Annotated in this window: 19 protein-coding genes and 1 pseudogene; 9 read left to right on the forward strand and 11 right to left on the reverse strand. The window is 70.9% G+C overall.

Features of this window, described 5'->3' with window-relative positions; all coding sequences use genetic code 11:
- Positions 1-3 precede the first annotated feature (3 nt).
- The 7 genes from OIC96_RS08075 (at position 4) to OIC96_RS08105 (ending at position 8,076) form a co-directional block, all read left to right on the forward strand.
- Positions 4-1,242 carry a lysine N(6)-hydroxylase/L-ornithine N(5)-oxygenase family protein gene (locus OIC96_RS08075; protein ID WP_330308540.1) on the forward strand — a complete coding sequence of 413 codons (1,239 nt, stop codon included), beginning with the start codon at positions 4-6 and terminating at the stop codon, positions 1,240-1,242.
- Positions 1,239-1,607, forward strand: a complete 369-nt coding sequence (locus tag OIC96_RS08080) for a cupin domain-containing protein (protein ID WP_330308539.1) — start codon at positions 1,239-1,241, stop codon at positions 1,605-1,607. The genes OIC96_RS08075 and OIC96_RS08080 overlap by 4 nt, the downstream gene beginning before the upstream one ends.
- Positions 1,600-2,694: an NAD(P)/FAD-dependent oxidoreductase gene (locus OIC96_RS08085; protein WP_330308538.1), complete on the forward strand. Its 1,095-nt coding sequence runs from the start codon at positions 1,600-1,602 to the stop codon at positions 2,692-2,694. Before OIC96_RS08080 ends, OIC96_RS08085 begins: the two co-directional genes overlap by 8 nt.
- On the forward strand, positions 2,691-4,325 hold the full coding sequence (locus OIC96_RS08090; protein ID WP_330308537.1) for a class I tRNA ligase family protein: 1,635 nt from the start codon (positions 2,691-2,693) through the stop codon (positions 4,323-4,325). Before OIC96_RS08085 ends, OIC96_RS08090 begins: the two co-directional genes overlap by 4 nt.
- Positions 4,322-5,611: an ATP-grasp domain-containing protein gene (locus OIC96_RS08095; protein ID WP_330308536.1), complete on the forward strand. Its 1,290-nt coding sequence runs from the start codon at positions 4,322-4,324 to the stop codon at positions 5,609-5,611. Before OIC96_RS08090 ends, OIC96_RS08095 begins: the two co-directional genes overlap by 4 nt.
- The gene (locus OIC96_RS08100) at positions 5,604-6,926 is read left to right on the forward strand and encodes an MFS transporter (protein WP_330308535.1); all 1,323 of its coding nucleotides are present in this window, start codon (positions 5,604-5,606) and stop codon (positions 6,924-6,926) included. Before OIC96_RS08095 ends, OIC96_RS08100 begins: the two co-directional genes overlap by 8 nt.
- Positions 6,927-7,011: 85 nt before the next feature.
- Positions 7,012-8,076, forward strand: a complete 1,065-nt coding sequence (locus OIC96_RS08105; protein WP_330308534.1) for a threonine aldolase family protein — start codon at positions 7,012-7,014, stop codon at positions 8,074-8,076.
- A gap of 43 nt (positions 8,077-8,119) precedes the next feature.
- Here OIC96_RS08105 and OIC96_RS08110 read toward each other — a convergent pair whose 3' ends face one another.
- The 3 genes and pseudogenes from OIC96_RS08110 to OIC96_RS08120 form a co-directional block, all read right to left on the reverse strand.
- Positions 8,120-8,674, reverse strand: coding sequence for a Uma2 family endonuclease (locus tag OIC96_RS08110; RefSeq protein ID WP_330308533.1), 555 nt, complete (start codon positions 8,672-8,674; stop codon positions 8,120-8,122).
- Between the two features lie 83 nt (positions 8,675-8,757).
- Positions 8,758-8,955: pseudogene (locus OIC96_RS08115) on the reverse strand (hypothetical protein); the annotation flags it as partial.
- The gene (locus OIC96_RS08120) at positions 8,952-10,064 is read right to left on the reverse strand and encodes a sensor histidine kinase (protein WP_330308532.1); all 1,113 of its coding nucleotides are present in this window, start codon (positions 10,062-10,064) and stop codon (positions 8,952-8,954) included. The pseudogene OIC96_RS08115 and the gene OIC96_RS08120, both read right to left, overlap by 4 nt.
- Before the next feature lie 215 nt (positions 10,065-10,279).
- Here OIC96_RS08120 and OIC96_RS08125 point away from each other — a divergent pair, with 215 nt between their 5' ends.
- Positions 10,280-11,275, forward strand: coding sequence for a carboxymuconolactone decarboxylase family protein (locus OIC96_RS08125; RefSeq protein ID WP_330308531.1), 996 nt, complete (start codon positions 10,280-10,282; stop codon positions 11,273-11,275).
- A 195-nt stretch (positions 11,276-11,470) separates the two neighbouring features.
- Positions 11,471-12,130, forward strand: a complete 660-nt coding sequence (locus OIC96_RS08130) for a hypothetical protein (RefSeq protein WP_330308530.1) — start codon at positions 11,471-11,473, stop codon at positions 12,128-12,130.
- Positions 12,131-12,232: 102 nt separating this feature from the next.
- On the opposite strand, the gene OIC96_RS08135 is transcribed toward OIC96_RS08130, so the two are convergent.
- The 8 genes from OIC96_RS08135 to OIC96_RS08170 all read right to left on the reverse strand — a co-directional run bounded on the left by OIC96_RS08135 (position 12,233) and on the right by OIC96_RS08170 (position 23,253).
- A complete protein-coding gene (locus tag OIC96_RS08135) occupies positions 12,233-13,759 on the reverse strand; it encodes an NCS1 family nucleobase:cation symporter-1 (protein ID WP_330308529.1) in 1,527 nt (508 codons plus the stop codon).
- Positions 13,760-14,016: 257 nt separating this feature from the next.
- Entirely contained in the window at positions 14,017-15,036 is a 1,020-nt protein-coding gene (locus tag OIC96_RS08140; RefSeq protein ID WP_330308528.1) for a TIGR03842 family LLM class F420-dependent oxidoreductase, read from the reverse strand.
- Positions 15,037-15,054: 18 nt separating this feature from the next.
- Entirely contained in the window at positions 15,055-16,455 is a 1,401-nt protein-coding gene (hydA, locus tag OIC96_RS08145; protein ID WP_330308527.1) for a dihydropyrimidinase, read from the reverse strand.
- A 139-nt stretch (positions 16,456-16,594) separates the two neighbouring features.
- A complete protein-coding gene (locus OIC96_RS08150; RefSeq protein WP_327433179.1) occupies positions 16,595-17,437 on the reverse strand; it encodes a nitrilase-related carbon-nitrogen hydrolase in 843 nt (280 codons plus the stop codon).
- A 145-nt stretch (positions 17,438-17,582) separates the two neighbouring features.
- Positions 17,583-19,145: a PucR family transcriptional regulator gene (locus OIC96_RS08155; RefSeq protein ID WP_330308526.1), complete on the reverse strand. Its 1,563-nt coding sequence runs from the start codon at positions 19,143-19,145 to the stop codon at positions 17,583-17,585.
- A 25-nt stretch (positions 19,146-19,170) separates the two neighbouring features.
- The gene (locus OIC96_RS08160; RefSeq protein WP_330308525.1) at positions 19,171-20,454 is read right to left on the reverse strand and encodes an aspartate aminotransferase family protein; all 1,284 of its coding nucleotides are present in this window, start codon (positions 20,452-20,454) and stop codon (positions 19,171-19,173) included.
- A complete protein-coding gene (locus OIC96_RS08165) occupies positions 20,451-21,293 on the reverse strand; it encodes a nitrilase-related carbon-nitrogen hydrolase (RefSeq protein WP_330308524.1) in 843 nt (280 codons plus the stop codon). Before OIC96_RS08165 ends, OIC96_RS08160 begins: the two co-directional genes overlap by 4 nt.
- A gap of 193 nt (positions 21,294-21,486) precedes the next feature.
- Positions 21,487-23,253 carry a hypothetical protein gene (locus tag OIC96_RS08170; RefSeq protein WP_330308523.1) on the reverse strand — a complete coding sequence of 589 codons (1,767 nt, stop codon included), beginning with the start codon at positions 23,251-23,253 and terminating at the stop codon, positions 21,487-21,489.
- Positions 23,254-23,283 lie beyond the last annotated feature (30 nt).

Consider the following 23,283-nt stretch of genomic DNA (forward strand, 5'->3'; position numbering starts at 1 on the left):
ACCGTGAGCGATCACATACTCGACTACGCCGCCGTCGGCGTCGGGCCCGCCAACATGAGCCTGGCCGCCCTCGCCCACCGGATCGACGGGCTGCGCGGCGCCTGCCTGGAACGCCGGGAGAGCTTCTCCTGGCACCCCGGTCTGCTGCTGCCCGAGGCCACTTTGCAGGTCTCGCTGCTCAAGGACCTGGTGACCCTCGTCGACCCCACCAGCCCGTTCTCCTTCCTGTCGTTCCTCTCCACCACCGGCCGCCTCTACCGGTTCCTCGCGGCGGACTTCCCGGCCGTACTGCGCACGGAGTTCAACCAGTACCTCCAGTGGGTCGCCGGACAGCTGCCGAATCTGACCTTCGGCGCCGATGTGCGGAGCGTGGACTTCCACGACGGGGCGTTCCATGTACGCACGGACGAGAGCGAAGTGACGGCACGTCACCTCGTGCTCGGCACCGGCCTCACCCCGAGCGTCCCCGAGCCGTTCCGTCCCTTCCTCGGGCCGACGGTCTTCCATTCCGGGGAGTTCCTGCTGCGCGCCCCGGACGTCACCGGCCGCCGCGTCGTCGTGGTGGGCGGCGGTCAGAGCGGGGCGGAGATCGTCCGACACCTCGCCACCAACAGCTCGGCGCACAGCGTCACTTGGGCCAGCAGGCGCCAGTCCTTCCTGCCCATGGACGACTCGCCGTTCGCCAACGACCTCTACAGCCCTGAGTACGTCCGCCACTTCCACGGGTTGCCCGCGGACCGCAAGGCCCGGCTGCTGGAGCGGCAGAAGTACACCAGCGACGGCATCGACCTCCAAGTCCTCCAGGACATCTACCGGTTGAGCTACCGCGACGAGTTCATCGAGAACGCCCCCGGCAGGCTGCGCTTCCTGCCGGACTGCACGGTGACCGCTCTCGAAGGCGGCCCCGACGAGTGGAAGCTGTTCACGGACTTCACGGACTCCTCAGGCCTCGACGCCCCCGCCGCACTCGCCGCGGACGTCGTCATCCTGTGCACCGGATACGCCTATGAGCTGCCCGAGTTCATGGCATCCCTCGCTCCCCGGCTGCGGCGCACCGACGGGCTCCTCGACGTCCGTGACGACTTCTCCCTGGCCTGGGACGGGCCGTCGGAGAACCGGATCTACCTCCAGAACGGCGCGCGGCACTCCTGGGGAGTCGCCGATCCCAATCTGAGCCTGCTCGCGTGGCGCAGCGCGGTGATCCTGAACAGCATGCTCGGTGAGACGAGGTACGCGGTATGACGGTCCATCAGCAACCGACCGAGGCGTACCGGGCTCTGCTGCCCTTCCTGCCCACCGAGGTCGAGCCGGACGGAGTCACCGTCGCCGAGGCGGACTTCGCGCGCTCGTGCTTCTCGTCGGTGCCGTTCAAGATGGCCCGCTTCACCGTGCCGCCCGGGGGAACCAGCTCCCCCGACCAGCACGCGGTGCGGGAGATCTGGGTGGTCCAGGCCGGCTCCGGCACCCTGGTGGTGGACGGGGAGCGGTCGTCCGTCGTCCCCGGCTCGGTGGTCGGTTTTCCCTCGCAGTCGGTCCACGAGGTGTTCGCCGACCGGGGCGAGGAACTGGTCATCTTCTCCTTCTGGTGGTCGGCGCCCGATGCCTGACCCGAACACCGCGATTCCCCACTACGACCTGGCCGTCGTCGGCAGCGGCATCGTGGGCGCCCTGACCGCCCACCACGCCGTACGCCGCAACCCCGGCCTGCGCGTTCTCGTCCTCACCCACGCCGCACGGGGGACGGGGGCCACCCGTCTGTCGGCCGGCTTCGACACGCCCACCGGGCACAGCGCCGCGCAGCGCGCCCTGGCCGCCCGCAGCACCGCCCTGTTCGCCGAACTCGCGGCCGAACTGCCCGACGTACAGCGCGAACCGGTGGACACCTACTGGCTGGTGGGCCGCACCACCGCGGCGGCGCTCCACACGAGCATGGCCGACGGCGGGCGGACCTCCGCCGTGGACCGGGATGGGCAGCGCCTGCTCGCCGAGACGTTCCCCGGGCTCGCCCACGGAGACGACGAGGTGCTGCGGGCGTCCGCCCCCATGACCGTAGGCCGTCCGCAGGCGCTGGCCGATCAGCTCCTTGACGGGGTGCTGAGCCGCCCCGGCAGCGCCCTCCTGGAGGGCTTCCGGGTCACGGCCGTACGCCGGGCGGGCGGGCACATCGAACTGGTCGCCGCCGACGGGAGCCGTGTCACGGCGGACAAGGCGGTCGTCGCGCCCGGACCGTGGGCGCTCGACGGTCCCGTGGCCCGGGCCGCCCGCGACCGGGGCGCCCGGGTGAAGAAGGTGGTGGCGTTCCACATCATGTCGCCGCCCCCGCCGCACGCGCCCGCGCTGGTCTTCGAGGACGCGGACGCGTTCCTGCTGCCCCACCACCCGGGCGGCCACTGGATCTTCAGCGTCACCTCGCCCGACTGGGACCGCGGCCCGGACGAGCCGCTGGCCATCGACGCCCGCGACCGGTCCCTCGCTCGTGCCCTGCTGGAGCGGTACGTTCCGGGGTTCCTGCCGCACCTGCTCGGCGGTCGGGTCTTCAGCGACTGCTTCACTCCGGGCCATCTGCCCATCGTGGACACGGTCGATGACGACGACGTGGTGATGGCGATCGGCGGATCGGGCTCCGGCTACCGACTCGCTCCGGCCATGGCCGAGGACGCACTGAATCTGCTCTACGGGAGTTCGCGGTCATGAGTCTGCTGCTGACGGGGGACGCGTACGTCCCGAAGCACTACCTTCTCGTGCCGCCCGAGGCCACGCCGAACGGGCCCCTGCACCTGGGACACATCGGCGGCCCCTTCCTGTGGTCCGACATGATCGCCCGGCATCTGCGCGTCCGCGGCGACCTGCCGCTCGTGATCACCGGAAGCGATGTGTACGAGTCGTACGTCACGCTCAAGGCACACGCCGAAGGGTCGGCACCCGGTGAGGTCGCGGCCCGTTACGGCCGGCGGATCCAGGACGACCTGGCCGCCCTGCGCATCGGCGTCGACGCCTTCATCAGCCCGGACCAGGACCCGTGGCGCGACCTCTTCGAGCACGAGGTGGCCGGGTCGATCGAGCGCCTGAAGGGCCGGGGAGCGGTGCTGACCCGGAAGGAGCGCGTGCCCTACTGCGACACGTCGGGCCGCTGGGTGGTGGGCGGCTGGCTGCTCGGCCGCTGTCCCGAGTGCGGTGCGGGGGTCGCCAGTTACTTCTGCGAGGAGTGCAGCGCGCACTTCCTGCCCGAGTCGGTCGTCGACCCGCGTCCCCTCCTCGACGAAGGCCCGCTGACCTGGCGGGAGATATCCAGCCTCTTCCTCCGGGTGCCGGAGCGCGACGTACTCGACGCCACTCTCGCCGAGCTGGGGATCGCCGACCGCTACCGGCAGACCGTGGCGCGGTTCCTGGAGCGGGACGGTCTGACCGTACGGCTCAGCGCCCCGCAGGAGTGGGGAGTGCCGCTGCCCGCACCGGAGCCGGACGTACCGCACGCCCTGTTCCCGTACGCCGGGATCTTCATGTTCGCCCGGCTCGCCGGCGCGGTCCACGGGCAGTTGTCCGGTACCGGCGTGAACGCCTTCGACCCGGACTCCGGCGTCACCACGATCACCACGCTGGGCATCGACAACGTGATCCCCACGCTGGTCTCCATCGTCGGCACCAGCCTGCTGCACGGCGACATGAAGCCGTACGACCGGTGTCTCATCAACCACTTCTACCAACTGGCCGGACGCAAGTTCTCCACCAGCGCCCGCCATGCGATCTGGGCGGCGGACGTCGCGGCGTCGCCCGCGATCAGCGCCGACGCGGTGCGGTACTTCCTCGCCCGTGCCGATCTGGAGTCCGGGCCGGCGAGTTTCGAGACGGCCGACTTCCTCACGACGGCCAACGCGACCCTCGCCGACGACCTCGGCAAGCGGATCGACGCCGCCTGGACCCGCCTGCCCGACGGACCGCCGCACGCTCCGGCACCGGCCGTGGCCGAGCTTCTGGAGTCGCTGCTCGCCGAGCAGTCGGCGGCCCTGGACGCCACCCGCGTCGACACGCGGCGTGCGGTCGCGGCCCTGGACCGCTGGTGCGCCGACGAATCGGTGGCCCACGCGGCCGACGACGGCGCCTACTGGTGGCTCAAGGGCCTGTCCCTGCTCGCGTTCCCCGTGATGCCGGACCTCGCCGAACAGATCTGGCAGGCCCTCGGCGGCACCGGCGAGCCCCGCGCGTCCGCCTTCCTCGCCCCGACACCGGCCGACCGGCACCTGGCCGCCCCCGCCTTCGGCCGGGTCGAGGCCGCCGACCTCGACGCCTGTCTGCCGGACTCGATGCGACCGGGGGCAGGCGCATGACCATCGGCACCACACCCCCGTACACCATCGGCAGCACTCCGCTGTACGTCGTACTCAACCGCTCCGGCGACGAGTTCGGCGAATACCACCGCTTCCTCGACGGCACGCCGTGCCGGACGGTGTACCTCACCACGCCCGGCGGCCTGCCCGCGCTCGACCAGGACGGCGCCACCGAGATCCGGGTGCTCGACAGCCTCGCCCACGACGACGTCCTGCCCGTCGTACGCGAGATCGCGGACCGGCACGGCACCCCCGACGCCGTGTTCGGTCAGTCCGAGTACGACATCCTCACCGCCGCCCGGCTCTCGGCGGACCTCGGTGTCACCGGCGGCTACGGCCTGGACCTGGTCCGGCGGTTCAAGGACAAGCCCGCCATGAAGCGGGCCGTGGGCGACGCCGGACTGCGGGTGCCGAGGTTCTGCCCACTGGACGACAGCTCAACAGCCGAGGCGGTGGCCGAGACACTCGGCGGTCTGCCCCTGGTCCTCAAGCCACGGGCCTCGGCGGGCTCCGAGGGCGTCACCGTTGTCACAAGCACGGCGGAACTGGAGCTGGCGCTGAGCGGCGTCGACCCCAGCGCGTACGAGTGCGAGGAGTATGTCGAGGGCGACATCTTCCATGTCGACGGCGTGTACCGCTCCGGTTCCTTCCACTTCGTCAGCGCCTCCCAGTACGTCAACACCTGCCTGGACTACGCGCACGGCCGCCCCCTCGGGTCGGTGCTGCTCGACGAAGGGCCCGAGCGGGCCCGGCTCACCGCCTTCGCCGGAAGCTGCCTCAAGGCCCTCGGGCTGCGCGACGGCGCCTTTCACCTGGAGGTGATCCGGCGCCCGGGCGGCGAGCTGGTGTTCCTGGAGGTCGGACTGCGGCCGGGCGGCGCCCAGGTGCCGTTCCTCCATGTCGACCTCTACGGCATCGACCTGTTCGCCGAGGCGTTCCGGGCGGCGATCGGCCTGCCCCCGCTGTGGCGGGACACCGGTGCGCCCGCCGCCGGCGGAGGATGGCTCATTTACCCGACCCCCGGGCAGCTGCCCAGCCGGGTGACGCACCGCGCCTCGCTTCGGAACGTCGTCCCGGAGGTCTACCACGAGGAACTGCCGCCGGTCGGGCACGTCATGACCGGCCCCGGCAGTTACGACGCAGGCACCGGGATCTTCCGGTTCCGTGGGGAGAGCGCCGACAGTGTCCGACGTGCCGTGCGGACGGTGATGGAAGGCTATGGCCTGCGGACCGAGCCCATCGAGGGCGGGGGCGGGCAACTCCCGTCGGAGCAGCCGCATGGCTGACACCCGGGGACCCGGGGGCCCCGCGCTGCGCGCCTGGCTCCGCGAGTCCCTCCCCGCCTCCGGAAACGCGCGCCGGCTCGGCGTGCTCACGCTCATCCAGTCCCTGGGGCTCGGGGTGTTCCTCACCTCCAGCGCGGTGTTCTTCACCCGGACCATCGGCATCCCCGCCCAGCGGGTGGGTCTCGCCCTGTCCGTCGCCGGTCTGTGCGGCCTGCTCTGCACCGTACCGATCGGCAGACTCGCCGACCGGCTCGGTGCGGGCCGGGTGCTGACGGCCAACTTCCTGCTCGCCTCGGCGGGGTTCACCGCGTACTGCATGGTGGACGGTTTCGCCGGATTCCTCGCGGTGGCCTGTGCCATCGCCGTGCTGGAGACCTCCGCGGGGGCGCTCCAGGCGTCGCTCACCCACGCCTTGGTGGGCGAGGAGGAGCGCGTCCGGGTCAGCGCGCAGATGCGCAGCCTGTTCAATCTGGGCTTTCTGGGCGGTGCGGCGCTGGCCGGGGCCGCCATCGCGGTCGGCACCTCGACCGCGCTGTACGCCACCGTCCTCACCAACGCGGCACTCCAACTGGTCTCCGTCGCCGTGCTGTCGGGGATGCGGCGGCGCGCGCGAGGAGCCGAGGACCCGGAGCAGGTCAGCGAGGAGCGGACGGACGGCGGGGCGAGCACAGCCGGCGGGGAGAGCACGGGCGTGCTGCGCAGCTCGGCGCTGCGGGACACGCGCTATGTGGCGATCGCCCTGGTGTGCGGGGCGCTGGAGCTCTACCACCCGCTGCTGACCGTCGGACTGCCCCTGTGGATCGTGACCAGCACCGACGCACCCGCCCTCACCGTGTCGGGCCTGCTGATCCTCGACACCGTCCTGGTGCTGCTGTTCCAGGTCAGGGTCAGCAGGGGCGCGCAGACCCCCGCGGGAGCGGCACGTATGCTGCGCTGGGCGGGCTGGTCGCTGGGGGCGTCCTGCCTGGTCTTCGCGCTCAGCGCGGGACATGGCACGCTGCTGGACAGCGCGGCTCTGCTGGGCGGCGCACTGGTCCTCGTACTGGGCGAGCTGTACCAGGCGTCGGCGGGCTGGGGACTGTCCTTCGGGCTCGCCCCGCCCGGCCGGCAGGGCGAGTACCAGGCGGTCTTCTCCCTGGGACGCGGGCTCCAGCAGTTCGCCGGGCCGTGGCTGATGACGTCGCTGATCGTCGGGGCCGCGGTGACCGGCTGGGTGGTCCTGGCGGCGCTGTTCGTCCTGCTGGGGCTGGCCGGTCCGCCCTTGGTGCGCGGGCTGGAGAAGTCCCGCGCCCGAACAGAGCCGGTCCCGTCCTGAAGCGGTCCCGCCCTGAACCGGGTCCGGGCCCACTCCCGGCCCGGACCACCATCCACACACCGCACGACCGAAACGAGTAAGCACGATGACCGTAGAGCGACGACACGACCCGGATGCCCGCGGTTTCGCCAGCGACAACTACGCGGGCGTGCACCCCGAGGTCCTGGAGGCGATCGCCCAGGCCAACCACGGCCATCAGGTCAGCTACGGCGGGGACGTCTACACCGAGCGCCTGCAGGACGTGATGCGCGGGCACTTCGGGTCCACCGCCCGTACCTTCCCGGTCTTCAACGGCACCGGGGCGAACGTGGTGGCTCTCCAGGCCATGCTCGACCGCTGGGAGGCCGTCGTCTGCGCCGAGTCGGCCCATATCAACGTCGACGAGTGCGGAGCGCCGGAGAAGGTCGCCGGCATCAAGCTGCTGACGGTGCCCGCCTGGGACGGCAAGCTGACCCCGGAGCTGATCGACCGTCAGGCCTGGGGCTTCGACGACGAGCACCGGGCCAGGCCCAAGGTCGTCTCGATCGCCCAGTCCACCGAGCTCGGCACCTGCTACACGCCCGACGAGATCCGCGCGATCTGCGACCACGCCCACAGCCTCGGCATGCTGGTCTACCTGGACGGCGCGCGCCTGGCGAACGCGGCGGCCACCCTCGGCGTACCGCTGCGCGAGATGACCACCGACGCGGGCGTGGACGTCCTGTCCTACGGCGGCACCAAGAACGGCCTGCTGTTCGGCGAGGCGGTGATCGTGCTCAACGAGGACGCCGTGCGCGGCATGGCCCACATACGCAAGGCCAGCATGCAGCTGGGCTCCAAGATGCGGTTCATGTCGGTCCAGTTCGAGGCCCTGCTCGGCGGTGACCTCTGGCTGCGCTCGGCCGCCCGCTCGAACGCCATGACGCAGCGCCTGTACGAAGCGGTCCGTGACCTGCCGGGGCTGAAGATCGAGCGGCCGGTGCAGGCCAACCAGATCTTCGCGGTCCTCCCGCCCGCCGTGACCGAGCGCCTCCAGAAGCGCTTCCGGTTCTACGTGTGGGACGAGCTGGCCGGTGAGGTCCGCTGGATGACCTCCTTCGACACCACCGAGGCCGATGTGGACGCCTTCGCGGCGGCCATCAAGGAGGAGCTCGACCCCGCCGTGGCGTGAGCTGGTGCTGGGACGGCGCCGGTGTCATCTGCAGCGGCGCCGCTCAGAACTCGGAGGTGTCGAGCTCCAAGTCGAACGGATCAGGCAGCGTGACGGGCGTTCCGAACGGCAGGGGCCCCTCCACCCTGGTGTAGCCGAGTCGGCCCGGTACGGCGTAAAGGGTGCAGGATCTCTCCTGGCGGTCGACCAGCAGGTACAACGGCGCGCGGTACTCCGCATAGCGGGCCCGTTTGACCGTGCGGTCGGTGTCCGCGTTGGACTCCGAGGTGATCTCGACGATCAGCAGGGTCTGGTCGGGCAGCAGAGCCTCCGCGCCCTTGGCGACGTCGCTCGGCACGACCGCCAGATCCGGCACGTACCAGTTGCTGGTCCCCGGCAGATCCAGGTTCCCGGAACCGGCCCGGCAGCCCAGCCTGCGCAGCACCGGCCCCAGCTGTTCGCGGATCAGGTCCGCGACGTTTTCATGATCCCAGGACGGCACGATCGGCTGGATGACCCCGTCGACGATCTGCACCCGGTCACCCTGGATGTGCTGGATCGCGTACTTCAGTGCGGTTTCCGGGTCGGTCACTGCGTACGCGTGCGGCTGAGCGCTCATCGGTTCTCCGTCGGACATCGTGACTGCAGCATGACCACGGTCCCCGGTCTACCGCAATCCGTCGCAAGCGTTCGGCGATGCGGCGGCAGACTCACTCGAACCGGTGATCTTCCTGCCGAACCGCCACAAGCCCCGACTCGTACGCGAACATCACCAGCCGTCTCGATGCCTTCCTCGGCGTCGAGCAGGGCGCGGAAGCCGGCGCGCATGAGGGCCTGGTCGTCGACCAGCGCGACCCGGATCAGAGGCCTCGTCGCTCTCACCTCCCCCACGCCACTCATACCGCGTCCTCCGGTATCCCCAGGGGCAGTTCGGCCCGGACCGAGAAGCCGCCCTCCGCACGCGGGCCGGCGTTCAGGGTGCCGCCGAGGGCCGTGACGCGTTCGCGCATGCCGGTGAGGCCGATGCCGGGCGTGGGTGGCCGGGACGGCTGTGCGACGCCGTCGTCGTCCACGCTGATCGTCAACTCCGCTGGCGTGTAGTCGAGTTCGACGGTGACCTTGGCGGGGCCCGCATGGCGGGCGGCGTTCGTGAGGGCTTCCTGGACGATGCGGTACGCGGCGCGGTCCACGGTCGCCGTCAGTGCCCGTTCCTCACCGCTCACCCTCAGATCGACGGCGAGACCGGCCGCGCGGGCCCGCTCCACGAGCAGCGCGGGTGTGCCGGTCGGCTCGTCGGTGCGCAACACCTCCAGCGTGGCCCGCAGTTCACGCATCGCCTCGCCGCCCGCCTCCTGGATGGCGAGCAGCGCGGGCGGCACGTCCTCGCCCCTCTTGCGGGCGAGATGGACGGCGACGCCCGCCTGGAGCTTGACGATGGAAATGCTGTGTGTGAGCGAGTCGTGCAACTCCCTGGCGATACGCAGCCGTTCCTCGCCCGCGCGCCGCAGTGCCGCCTCCTCACGGGTGCGTTCCGCCTCCAGCGCGCGCTGTTCCGTCTGGCGCAGATACGCCTGCCAGTTCCGGTCGGCGAGCCCCGTCACCAGGGCGCACAGGAACCAGCCCGCGAGCAGGAGGGCCCGCTCGACGATCTCCTGCTTCGTGGGTCCCGTCGCCATGTATCCCGCCAGGAACACGGCACTTGCCGACGCCGCCACGGCTCTGTGACCCACGCGGGCGGCGGTGTGTACGGCGGCCAGGACGGGGAGGGCGGAGACAGGACCGGGATGGGCGTGCACGACGTACGCCGTCGTAGTGGTCGTGGTGATCGCCAGTACGACGCGTGGGGCTGCGCGGTTGGCCGCGAGGGTGAGGGAGCCGAGGGTGATCAGCGCGTAGTCGACGGGGGTTGTGCTGTCGCGGAACGCCGCCGCGGTCACGACGAGGGCGCCGATCACGAACGCGAGGGTCGTGTCGGCCAGATGCCTTCGGGTGGCCTGGTCGAGCTGCATGTCCGGCACGATAGACGGCTGCTCGGACAGCCGCGTCAGACCTGTGGATGGATCCCGGGGTACTCCCCTTGGAGTAGGTCGCGCCAGGCGCGGGCCCGGTGGGGTAGCTCGCATTGCCTTCGGGTGTACGACGCCTGCGGATGGGTCTCTGCACGAGGGTGGCAACGGCACCCGGCGCCAACCGGCATCAGCGGTCACCCACCAGGAGGAACCCCATGCCCAGCCCCTTCCGCTACACGACCCCGCCGCCGCCCAAATCCGCCACCGGCCGCACCGCCGACGTCTACGCCCAGCTCACCGACGACTTCGGCATCGACCGCCCGTCCAGCTTCGTCGTCCTCTCGTCCGCACCCGAACTCCTCACCGCCACCTGGGCGTTGATGCGCGAGTCACTGATCGCGGGCGAGGGGGACAGGACCGGGAAGGAGCTCGCGGCGCTCGGCGTGTCCGAAGCCAATCGGTGTCCCTTCTGCGTGGACGCGCACACGATGCTGCTGCACGCCACCGGGGACCACGCGCTCGCGGAGACGGTGGCGCGCGGCGAGACCCCCGCCGACGCCGAGCACGCGCGGCTGCTGGCCTGGGGCCGGGCGACCAGGACACCGGGCGCCCCGGAACTGACGCCGCTCCCCTTCCCCCGGGCTCACGCGCCGGCCTACATCGGCACCGCGCTCTCCTTCCACTTCATCAACCGGATCGTGTCGGCGCTGCTGACCGAGAACCTGCTGCCGGGCAATGTCCAACGCCTCCGGCCGGTCCGGAGTCTGGTGGGCCGCTCGGTGGCCAAGACGGTGCGCCGCCGCCCCTCCCCCGGCGCGAGCCTGGCGCTTCTCGACGCCCCGGGGCCCGGCCCGGACTGGGCGCGGGGAACCACTGTCGGCCCGGCCTACGCCTCGCTGCGCACCGCCGCCACCGCGGGAGCGGGACTCCTCGACGAGGCCGACCGGATCCTCGTACGGGAAACACTCCAGGGATCGGACGGCGCGCATCCGACGCTCGCGTGGGACGGCCTCCCGGACCGGTCGCGCCCCGGCGCGCGCCTCGCACTGCTGGCCGCCCTCGCCCCGTACCGCATCACGGACGAGGACGTGACAGCGTGGCGCGAACCGGTTCATACCGACCATTGCCTCGTCCATCTCGTGGCGTACGGCGCGTTCGCAGCCGTGGACCGCATCGAGAGCGCGCTTCCCGTCCGCACGCTGAACAACTGACGTCGCGAAGGGGACAAACCGGGCCGCGGTGCGGCTCGTGACGGCATGTCGGCCCACAGCCCGTCAACAGTGAGCCACTGTCACCACACAGGCACGGAGCGAGTTGGCACTTCCGCCCCACAGGGACTCATGTGAGACTGGCGTCCCGTCCGCAGTGCGGACCACCTCCGCACCGTCCCCCACGAGAAGTGCGCCTTGCGTTCTCTTCCCCTGCCGCTCGCCCTCACCGCGCGCCTGCTGCCGGTCGCCGTGCTCGCCTCGGCGGGCTGGGCCCTGTCGTCCGGCCCGTTCGCCGCGACCCCCACCGCCGACCACAAAGCGACGCACAAGACGACGGCCACGGCATCCGCACCGTCCACATCCGCGGCCACCAAGACGTACGCCGCCTCGCCCGCCCCCTGTGACGGAGTGACCGAGAAGACGGTCAAGTCCCTGGTCCCGGGCGCCAAGACGGCCGGCCAGGAGATCGCGTCCACGGACAAGACCGTGCGCCGCACCTGCTCCTGGAACGCGCTCAAGGGGTTCGACTACCGCTGGCTCGACGTCTCGTACGAGATCAAGGAGTCGGACGCGGCGGCAGAGAAGTCCTACAAGGAGCGCCTCGCGGACAAAAGCGGCGGAGGTGCGGTGCCCGGCCTCGGCGACTCGGGCTACTCCGTCGTGAACCTCACCACCGAGAAGAAGCAGCAGACCCGCGAGGGCGTGGTGATCGTCCGCGCGTCCAACGCGCTGGTGGTCGTCACGTACAACGGCAGCGACTTCGAGACGCAGAAGGCGCCCAGCACGGACGTGATCAACAAGGGGGCCATCAAGGCCGCCAAGGACGCGGTGGCCGCGCTGGAGAAGAACCAGTAGAGAAGAAGCGGTGGAGAAGAACCAGTAGGAGTCGACACAAACCGGTAGAGCCGACCCTGACATAGCGGTCGGCTCTACTCATGTACGGCTAAGTCGGGCACGTCAGACAGCGACCTTCTCCTTGCCCCGCAGCAGCATCAGCACCAGGTACAGCACCATCGACGTACCGAGTCCGACCGCCCACCCGTAGTCGGCCAGCGACTCCAGCGCGGGGATGGGCCGTCCGTCGATCAGCGGGTGGAAGTCGGCGCCGCCGACGGCCAGGACACCGCCGGTGACGAAGGCGACGACGGCCCGCCAGTTCCAGCCGCCGTCGTACCAGTAGCGGCCGCCGGTGCGGTACAGGTCGGCGAGGTCGAGCTTGGTGCGGCGCAGGATCCAGTAGTCGGCGATGAGAATGCCGGCAACCGTGCCGAGCAGACCGCCGACGAGGCCGAGCCAGGTGAAGATGTAGCCCTGCGGGTCGGAGTACAGCTTCCAGGGGAAGATCAGCACGCCGAGGACGCAGGTGGCGAGCGCGCCCATGCGGAAGTTGATCTTCCGGGGCGCGATGTTGGAGAAGTCGAAGGCCGGGGAGACCAGGTTGGCCGCGATGTTCACGGACAGGGTCGCGACCAGCACGGTGACCAGGGCGAAGAGGATGCCGGCGACGTTGTCCGTCTTGGCGGCCAGCTGGACCGGGTCCCAGATCGCCGTGCCGTACACGGCCTGCGAGCCCGAGGTGACCATGACGGACAGGAAGGCGAAGAGCGTCATCGTGGTGGGCAGACCGAGCGCCTGACCCCACGTCTGCGCCTTCTGGCTCTTGCCGTACCGGGTGAAGTCCGGGATGTTCAGCGACAGCGTGGACCAGAAGCCGATCATGCCCATGAGCGAGGGCCAGAACAGCTTCCAGAAGTCCCCGCCCCAGCCGAGCTTGGAGGGCTGGTCGAGCAGCGGGCCGAAACCGCCCGCCTTGCTGCTCATCCACCACAGCATGACGCCGGCGCCGAGGAGCACGAAGGGCGCCGCCCAGTTCTCGAAGCGGCGGATCGTCTCCATGCCCCGGTAGATGATGGCGACCTGGAGCGCCCAGAAGATCGCGAAGGACAGCCACATGGTCCACGCGTAGCCGCCGACCTCGGAGGCGTTCTTCCAGCCGTCCCCGAAGAGCTTCCCGGCGAGGAAGTAGATCGCCTCACCGCCGATCCAGGTCTGGATGCCGAACCAGCCGCAGGCCACCAACGCCCGTACGACGGCAGGGAGGTTGGCGCCGCGCACGCCGAACGAAGCACGGGCGAAGACCGGGAAGGGTATGCCGTACTTGGGTCCGGCGTGCCCGGTGAGCAGCATCGGGACCAGCACGATCAGGTTGGCGAGGGCGATGGTGAGGACGGCCTGCTTCCAGTCCATGCCGACGGCTATGAGGCCCGAGGCGAGGGTCCAGGAAGCGGTGTTGTGAGCCATGCCGACCCACAGCGCCGAGAAGTTGTACGTGGTCCACGTGCGCTTCTCGACCGGGACCGGCAGCAGGTCCTCGTTGGCGTAGGGGCCGCTCGGCGCGGGCGCGTCGGGCGCGATCTCCACCCGGCCGTCGGCGAGCGTGACTTGAGCGGAGGGCGGGCTGTCGGTGGGGACGGTCTCAGTCATGGGCAGGCCAATCAGGTGAGGAGTGACGGGAAAGGCCGTGCGGGTGACGCCGTGGGGGGAGGTGCGGGTGCGGCCGGTCCCCTTCCCGGGACGGCGGGAAGGGGACGTTCTGGGGAGGAGGAGCGGGTGCCCGCGATGGTGCCGTGATGCTGTGGTGCCGTGATGCTGTGGTGCTGTGGTGCTGTGGTGCTGTGGTGCTGTGGTGCTGTGGTGCTTTGGTGCTGTGGTGCTGTGGTGCTGTGGGGCTCTGGTGCGGGTCAGCCGTTGATCGCCGGGATGACCTTCGTCCCGTACGCGTCGATGGTGGCTTCCTGCGCGTCATGCATGTCGTACACCGCGAACTGGTCGACGCCGAGCTCGCGCAGCGCGCTCAGCTTCTCGATGTGCCGCTCGGCCGTGCCGATCAGGCAGAACCGGTCGACGATCTCGTCGGGTACGAACGCGGTGTCGGGGTTGTCGGCACGACCGTGGTGCGAGTAGTCGTACCCCTCGCGGGCCTTGATGTAGTCGGTGAGTTCGTCGGGTACGGCGGCGGAGTGCTCGCCGTACTTGGAGACCAGGTCGGCCACGTGGTTGCCGACCATGCCGCCGAACCAGCGGCACTGCTCACGCGCGTGGGCGAGCGCCTCGGGCGAGTCGTCCTCGGTGATGTACGCGGGCGCGGCCACGCAGATCTTCACGTCGGACGGGTCGCGGCCGGCCCCGACCGCCGCGTCCTTCACGGCCTTGACCATGGACTCGGTCAGATACAGATCGGCGAGCTGGAGGATGAAGCCGTCGGCCTCCTCGCCAGTCATCTTGAGGGCCTTCGGGCCGTACGCGGCCATCCAGACCGGGAGTTCGGCGCCGGGCTTGACCCACGGGAACTTGATGACGGTGCCGCCGAGGTCGGCCTCGTCGCCGCGCCCGAGAGCACGGATGACCTTCATCGCGCCGCTGATCCGGGCGAGGGTGTTCGGCGAGCGTCCGGCGACGCGCATCGCCGAGTCGCCGCGGCCGATGCCGCACACCGTGCGGTTGCCGTACATGTCGTTGAGCGTCGCGAAGGTGGAGGCGGTGACCTCCCAGGTGCGGGTGCCCGGGTTGGTGACCATCGGGCCGACCGTCAACTTCTCGGTGTTCGCGAGGATCTGACTGTAGATCACAAAGGGTTCCTGCCACAGCACGGCGGAGTCGAAGGTCCAGCCGTACGTGAAGCCGTTGCCCTCGGCCCGCTTCATCAGCTCGATGACGCGGGAGGCAGGGGGGTCGGTCTGCAGGACGAGTCCGAAGTCCATTGCGCCGCTCCTAGTCGCTCAGAGAAGGTACTGACAGGTGGAGCGGGGGGTGTAGACGCCGTGGCCCGCGCGTCCGGTGAACTCCCGCTCGGTGATGACCAGTTCGCCGCGCGAGAGCACGGTCTCGACCCGGCCGGTGACGCGCTTGCCCTCGTACGCCGAGTAGTCGACGTTCATGTGGTGCGTCTCGACCGACATGACCTGCTCGGCGTGCGGGTCGTAGATGACGATGTCGGCATCGGCGCCCGGCGCGATGGTGCCCTTCTTCGGATACAGGCCGAACATCCGGGCCGGGGTCGCGCAGGCGATCTCGATCCAGCGGCGGCGCGAGATGTGCCCGTCGACGACGGCCTGGTGGAGCAGGTCCATGCGGTTCTCGACACCCGGAAGGCCATTGGGGATCTTCGAGAAGTCGCCCCGGCCGAGCTCCTTCTGGCCCACGAAGCAGAAGGGGCAGTGGTCCGTCGACACGACCTGGAGGTCGTTGGTGCGCAGGCCCCGCCACAGCGCGGCCTGGTGCTCCTTGGGCCGCAGCGGCGTCGAGCACACGTACTTCGAGCCCTCGAAGTCGGGCTCGGCGAGGTTGTCGGTCGACAGGAACAGGTACTGCGGGCAGGTCTCGCCGAAGACGTTCAGGCCCTCGTCGCGCGCCCGTGCCAGCTCGGCGACCGCTTCCTGCGCCGAGACGTGCACGACGTACAGCGGGGCGCCCGCGACCTGAGCGAGCTTGATGGCGCGGTGGGTCGCCTCGGCCTCCAGCAGCGCCTTGCGCACTTCCCCGTGGAAGCGCGGGTCGGTCTCGCCGCGGGCCAGCGCCTGCTCGACCAGCACGTCGATCGCGATGCCATTCTCCGCGTGCATCATGATCAGGCCGCCGTTCTCGGCGGAGCGCTGCATGGCACGGAGGATCTGGCCGTCGTCGCTGTAGAAGACGCCCGGGTAGGCCATGAACTGCTTGAAGGAGGTGACGCCCTCCTCGACCAGCAGGTCCATCTCCTTGAGCGTCTCCTGGTTCACATCGGAGACGATCATGTGGAAGGCGTAGTCGATGGCGCAGTTGCCGTCGGCCTTGGCGTTCCAGGCGTCGAGGCCCTCGCGCAGCGAGTGGCCGACGCTCTGCACCGCGAAGTCGATGATGGTGGTGGTGCCGCCCCAGGCCGCGGCCCGGGTGCCCGTCTCGAAGGTGTCCGAGGCGGAGGTGCCGCCGAACGGCAGCTCCATGTGGGTGTGGGCGTCGACGCCGCCCGGAATCACGTACTTGCCGGTGGCGTCTATGGCCCGCTCGGCCGTCCAGGCCTCGGCCGCCGGGGTGCCGGTCGCGGCGAGGGCCGCGATCCGGCCGTCCTCGATCAGGACGTCGGCATGGATCTCGTCGGACGCGGTGATGACGAGACCACCACGGATGACGGTACGGCTCATGCTCCCTCTCCTTCCGGTCGTGCGTGCACTGCGGGAATACCGAAGCTGTTGAAAGCTGAGGTCAACGCTGTTTCCTTGAGAGGAATACGGTGCCGCGGGCCCGGCCCCCCGTGAGCCGGGCCCGCGGAGCACGAGGGGACTACGGCGCGGTCAGCGGCCCGTACGTCCCCGGAGCGCGGTCGCGGTAGAACTGCCAGCGGTCGCGCACCTCGCGGAGCTTGGCCAGGTCCAGGTCGCGGACGACGAGTTCCGTCTCCTTGTCGCTGGCCACCTCGCCGACGAACTGGGCTTCGGGGTCCACGAAGTACGAGGTCCCGTAGAAGTCGTTGTCGCCGTACTCCTCGACGCCCACCCGGTTGATCGCGCCCACGAAGTACTCGTTGGCGGCGGCCGCGGCCGGCTGCTCCAGCTGCCAGAGGTAGCCGGACAGACCGCGCGAGGTGGCCGAGGGGTTGAAGACGATCTCGGCACCCGCGAGACCCAGCGCCCGCCAGCCCTCCGGGAAGTGCCGGTCGTAGCAGATGTATACGCCGATCTTGCCGACGGCGGTGTCGAAGATCGGCCAGCCGGAGTTGCCCGGCCGGAAGTAGAACTTCTCCCAGAATCCCGGCACTTGGGGGATGTGGGTCTTGCGGTACTTGCCGAGGTACGAGCCGTCGGCGTCGATCACCGCCGCGGTGTTGTAGAGGACGCCGGGCTGCTCCTCCTCGTACATCGGCAGGATCAGGACGATGCCCAGTTCCTTGGCCAGCGCCTGGAAGCGCTGGACGATCGGGCCTTCGGGGATCTGCTCGGCGTACTCGTAGAACGCCTTGTCCTGGACCTGGCAGAAATAGGGCCCGTAGAAGAGCTCCTGGAAGCACAGGACCTGTGCGCCCTGTGCGGCCGCGTCGCGGGCCGCCTGCTCGTGGACCTGAATCATCGATTCTTTGTCGCCGGTCCATGCGGTCTGGAAGACGGCGGCTCGGATCACTCTGCTCATCGGGACCTCCGGTCGCTCGGTGTGCGAGGAGCCTAGAAAGCCCTGACCGCTGCTTTGAGTTGCACCGTGTCACGTCTGAGGCACTGTGCCGTTCCACGGTGTCACCCCCGCGTTGTCCCATGTTTCACCTGAGTCGTCCTGTGTTTCACCGTTGTTGCGCGTCGTGCGCGAGCAGCGCGATGTGTACGGACGCGGCCTGCTCGAAGTCGTCGAGATCGACGCCGAGACGGGCCTCTATGGCCTCCAGGCGCCGGTACAGCGCGGGCCTGCTGACGTGGTGGAGCTGGGCGGTGCGCGACTTGTTGCGGCCGGTCGCGAGATACGTCCGCAGCACGGGCAGCAGCTCCGACTCGGCATCGGCCCCGCACAGCAGTCCGTCCAGCTCCCGCTCGGCGAAGGACTGGACGTGCGGGTCGTCGCGCAACAGCCGCACCAGGCCGCGCAGATGGACGTCACGCAGCCGTACGAGCACCGGCTGTTCCTGGTCGGCGGGTGCGTCGGCGGCGGCCTCGGCGACGTGCAGGGCCTCGCGCAGACCGCCGGGTACGTCGTCCCACGCGTCGCGTGCGGAGGCCGCCGCCACGGTCGTACGGACCCCGCTCTCGTTCCGCAGCCGCACGGCGAAGTGCGCGGCCAGCGCCTCCGCGTCCTGGTCGCGGGCGAGGCTGAGCAGCACGGCGGTGGCGCCGTCCGCGAGCTCCGCGACCAGCCCGGGCAGCCCCAACAGGCGTAGTACACGGTCGAGTTGGGCCGGGTCGCCGTCCCGGACCACCATCGGCACGAAGGCGCGCCGGTTGACGGGCAGCCCGGCCGCACGCGCTCGCGGGAGGAGCTGCCGGGCCGGTACGACCCCGCTCACCAGGTCGGTCAGCAGGCTCTGCGCGGACTCCTCCTCCCAGCTGTGCACGGAACCGCCGAGCATCCGGTGCAGGACCAGCGCCTCGGCCGCGCGGTCGGCGAGCAGCCGCCCCGTGGCGGCGTCACCGCGGTAGCCGCACAGCACGATGCGGCCCCAGCGTTCGCCGCGCCCGCCCAGCTCGGCCCGGATCCAGCCGTCGCCCTCGCTGCCGCCCGCCTGCCGCGCGATGCGCTCCCAGTCACGCAGCACGTCGTCGACGGCGGACCGCTCCCCCGCCGTGGCGAGCACCCGGTGGGCGAGGTTGGTGACGACGACCGGACAGGCGGCGTGCCCGGCGATCTCGTCGAGCATCCGCTGCAACGGCGCGCCCGTGGTGATGAGCCCGGTGAGCGCGGTCCGTACCGCCTCGGACAGGCTCACGGCCGCGAACTTGCTGCGCACGAGCCGGGATTGAACCTCCTCCGTCAACTCGGCGAAGGGGAAGGGCCGGTGGAGCACCACCATGGGCAGCCCGCACCGCTCGGCGGCCCGGCGCATCACGTCCGGCGGCGTGGGGAAGGCGCGGCCGAGTCCGAGGACGACGGCCGCGGCCTCCGCTCGGTGCAGCGAACGGATGTACTCGGCCTGTGCGTCGGGGTCGCCGGCGAGCAGCACCCCGGTGGTGAGCACCATTTCGCCGCCGGTGAGCATCACGCCCACATCGGCGGCCTCGGCGACATGCACCCAGCGCACGGACCGGTCGAGATGGCCCGCACCGGCCACCACCTCGGGCTCTCCGGCCAGCACCCGGTCCAGGGCGAGGACCTGGCGTACCGACAGGGCGGGTTCCAAGGCGGGGGCGGTGGTCATGGTGCGGGTTCCCTTGCTCAGTGTCTTACTGGGTACACCTCAGCGCGCGCTCCAGGATCGCCGCGCCCTCCTCCGCCTCCGCGACGGTGAGGGACAGCGGCGGTGCGATGCGCAGCACGCTGGTGTTGTGACCGCCGCCCTTGCCGATCAACAGGCCTTCTTCGCGGGCCGCTTCGAGCACGGCCGCGGCACCTTCGGGGTTCGCGTCGTCGCTGCCGGGCTTGACCAGCTCGACACCGATCATCAGCCCGCGCCCACGCACCTCCCGTACGCCGTCGAGCTGCGCGGCGATCGCCCGCAGCCGCTCGATGAGCAGACCGCCGACGCGCCGGGCGTTGCCCTGGAGGTCGTGTTCGAGGAGGTACGAGAGGTTCGCCAGGCCCGCCGCCATCGTGACCGGCGAGCCGCCGAAGGTCGAGATGGAGTTGGAGTCCAGGCAGTTCATGATCTCGGCGCGTGCGACGACCCCGCCGATGGACATCCCGTTGCCGATGCCCTTGGCGAAGGTGAGTATGTCCGGCGGGCCGGAGGCGGCGTGCGCCTGCCAGCCCCAGAAGTGCTCGCCGGTGCGTCCCCAGCCGGTCTGCACCTCGTCGGCGATCCAGAGGATGCCGTGCTGGTCCAGGACCTCGCGGAAGGCCGCGTAGAGGCCGTCGGGCGGCGCCGTGAAGCCGCCGACGCCCTGGACGGGTTCGGCGATCAGGGCCGCGGGCGGGCGGATGTGGCCGAGCAGGTCCTTGAGGTCCTCGACGCAGGCCGCGATGAACTCGGCGTCGCTCAGCTCGGCGAACGGGCCGCGCGTGCGGACGCCGCCATGGACGTACAGCGTCTGGAGCGGCGAGAGGGAGGTCGGCGACCAGCCCTTGTTGCCGGTGATGCCGACCGCGCTGAACGAGCGTCCGTGGTAGCTGTTGCGCATCGCCAGGATCTGGTTGCTCTGCCGGTAGGCGGTGGCGAGCAGCAGGGCGGTGTCGTTGGCCTCGGTGCCGGAGGTGGTGAAGAAGACGCGCGCGTCCGGGATGCCGGACAGCTGGGCGATCCGCTCGGCGAGGTCGACCATCGGGCGGTTGAGGTAGAGCGTCGAGGAGTGGATGATCCGCCCGGCCTGCTCGCTGACGGCCTTCGTCACCTCGGGGAGGGCGTGCGCGGTCATCGTGGTGAGGATGCCGCCGAAGAAGTCGAGGTACTTGTTGCCCTTGGCGTCCCAGACGTGGCGGCCCTCGCCGTGCGTGATCTCGATCGGGTCCTCGTAGTAGAGGGCGAGCCAGTCGGGCAGGACGGCCTTGTGGCGCGCGTACAGGTCGGTCACGGCTGCACCAGCCCTTCGTACGCGTCGGGACGGCGGTCGCGGTAGAACGCCCACTGCTGGCGCACTTCCTCGATCAGGTCGAAGTCGAGGTCGCGGACCAGGAGTTCCTCGGCCTTGTCGCTCGCGGTCTCCCCCACGAACTGTCCGCGCGGGTCGACGAAGTACGAGGTCCCGTAGAAGTCGTTGTCCCCGTACTCCTCCTGCCCGACGCGGTTGATCGCGGCGATGTAGTACTCGTTGGCGACGGCCGCCGCGGGCTGCTCCAGCTGCCAGAGGTAGCCGGAGAGGCCGCGCGAGGTGGCGGACGGGTTGTAGACCAGCTGTGCGCCGTTCAGGCCGAGTTGCCGCCAGCCCTCGGGGAAGTGGCGGTCGTAACAGATGTATACGCCGATCTTCCCCACCGCGGTGTCGAAGACCGGCCAGCCCAGGTTGCCCGGTTTGAAGTAGTACTTCTCCCAGAAGCCCTTCACCTGGGGGATGTGGTGCTTGCGGTACTTGCCCAGGTATGTGCCGTCGGCGTCGATCACGGCGGCGGTGTTGAAGTAGAAGCCGGACTGCTCGACCTCGAAGACGGGCACGACGATGACCATGCCGGTCTCGCGCGCGAGCTCCCGCATACGCGTGACGGTGGGCCCGTCGGGCACCGGCTCCGCCCAGCGGTAGTGCTCGGGCTCCTGGACCTGGCAGAAGTAGGGGGCGTTGAAGACTTCCTGGAATCCGATGACCTTGGCGCCCTGCCGGGCCGCCTCGCGGGCGTGCTCCTCGTGCTTGGCGACCATGGATGCGGTGTCGCCGGTCCAGGTGGCCTGGACCAGAGCGGCACGTACGACGTTGGCCATGAGCTGCTCCTTCGACGGGACGTCAGAGAGCCTCTACGCCCGTAGACAAAGGCTGTAGAGGCTCGAAAGTAAGCCCCCTGGAGAGCGTTGCCAAGACCATCGTCGTTAACCCGCTGAGTCGATCACGTTTCGTACCCCTGCGGGTGAGTGACCGGACCGGCCACCGCGGTGAGCCGCCGGCCGAGAAGACCGGTCACGCGGTGAAGCCCGCGACCCGGAGGGCGTGCACCAGGTCCCAGTGGCGCTGCTCCGAGACGCCCTGGGCGGCCTCCAGGAGGAGCGGCACGAGCCGCTGCGGGTCGGCTTCCGCGCTGCGGGCCGTCTCCTCAGGGGTGCGTACGCGGACGTACGCGCCGAGCAGCGCGCGGATCTCGCGGCGGCGGCCCTCCTCGGCGAGGCCCAGTACGGCGGCCCCGATCTCGGGCGCGGGCCGGGCGACGCCCTGGCGCAGCATCTGCTGCCCGTCGGCCCCCCGGCCGGCCGCCACGAGCGCGTCCGCGGCGGCGACCAGGCGGTCGGCGGGGAGCGAGGCCGCCTCCCACAGCAGGGTGGCCCAGTCGGCGTCCAGGCCCGCACGGTACAGCTCGGCGGCGAGCAGCGGGAAGCGGGCGGCGGGCCAGTAGGCGGCCTCGACGAGCAGGGCGTGCGCCTCGCCGCTCCTGCCTTCGCCGCGCAGCCGTATCAGCGTGTCGACGGTCTCGGCGGTGGCCCGCCCCGCGCCCTCGTCCAGCGGCTCCGTCCGGGGCTGCGCGACCTCTTCGGCCGCCCCGGCGAAACGGGCGCCTCGGGGGGTACGGCCACCCGTCGCGGCCGGGGCCGGGGCGGGCGGCGCCGCCTCGGGTGCGACCACGGGGGGTGCCTCGGGCTCCATCATTCCGGCGAAGCGGGCGCTGCCGCGGGGGCGGCGCTTGGAGCGTTGCTTGGGCGTGGCGGGCGCGGGGCGCTCGGTGGTGGGCTGGGGGCTCGCGGACTGATCGGCGGGCGCGCGGGAGGTGTCGGGTTGTGCGGAGGGGGCGTACGCGCCGTCACGCGGGGCTTGAGCGGCGCGCGAGTCGTCGCGGTAGTCGGCAGGGGTGTCGAAACCGCTGGGGCGCGCGGCAGGGGCGTACGCACCCTCGCGCCCGGCGTGAGGGGCGTACGCATCGGCGCCGGAGTCCGTGGCGGGGCGCGCGGCAGCCGGGTACGAGCCGGGGCGGGAGGGCGCCCAGTCGTCCGGCAGCCCGGGGTCCTCGAACGGAGAGCCCGGTCCGGTCTGCTCCGGGATCGTCGAGTGGCGGCGGGTGTCCGAGGACGCCCCCGGGGCGCCGGGCCGTGCGTCACCCGCGCCCGGACCCCGCCGGACGCCGCCTCGGCCGAACGGATCCGCGCCGCGCTCGGGCTCCTGTACCCGGAACACGTCCCCGGCCGCGGCGGCCGGGATGTTCAGGGCGCCCTGCGCGTGGGTGTGCAGGGCGCGGCGGTCGAGGTTCTCCATGCGGTGACGGAGCTCGGCGCAGCGGGCCGTGGCGCGCTCGTGGTCGTCGTGGGCCCAGGCGAGGTCGAGCCGGATCGACTCGGCCTCCTCCTGGGAGCCGGCCGAGTGCAGCTGCCGGCCCAGCTCGGCCTGGCGCTCGGCCGCGTAGCGCTGTTCGCGGAGCATGACGTCGAGGCGGTCGCTGAGGGCGTCCCGGCCGCCGGGCCGGGCGTCGTACGCGGCGAGCGCGCCGCCGTGCAGGGCCCGGGCCCGCTCGGTCTCCTGGGCCGCGGCGCGGTCGCCGTACTCCGCGGCGGTGTCCTGGAGGAGCGCCTCCACGACGTCCCAGGGCGGCACTTCCCAGCCCTCCAGGCAGGCCCGCATGCCGTCGGGGTCGCGCTGCCAGAACACGGCGCACCAGCCGCCGCCCTGATCGAGCCGATCCATCAGCCCGCTCAGGTACTTCGCGAACTCCCGCACTTGACCCGGGAGTTGTTCTACAGCCATCACACGACTCCCCGCCCGAATGGAGTACTC

The organism is Streptomyces sp. NBC_00775 (assembly GCF_036347135.1).
Lineage (GTDB): Bacteria > Actinomycetota > Actinomycetes > Streptomycetales > Streptomycetaceae > Streptomyces > Streptomyces lutosisoli.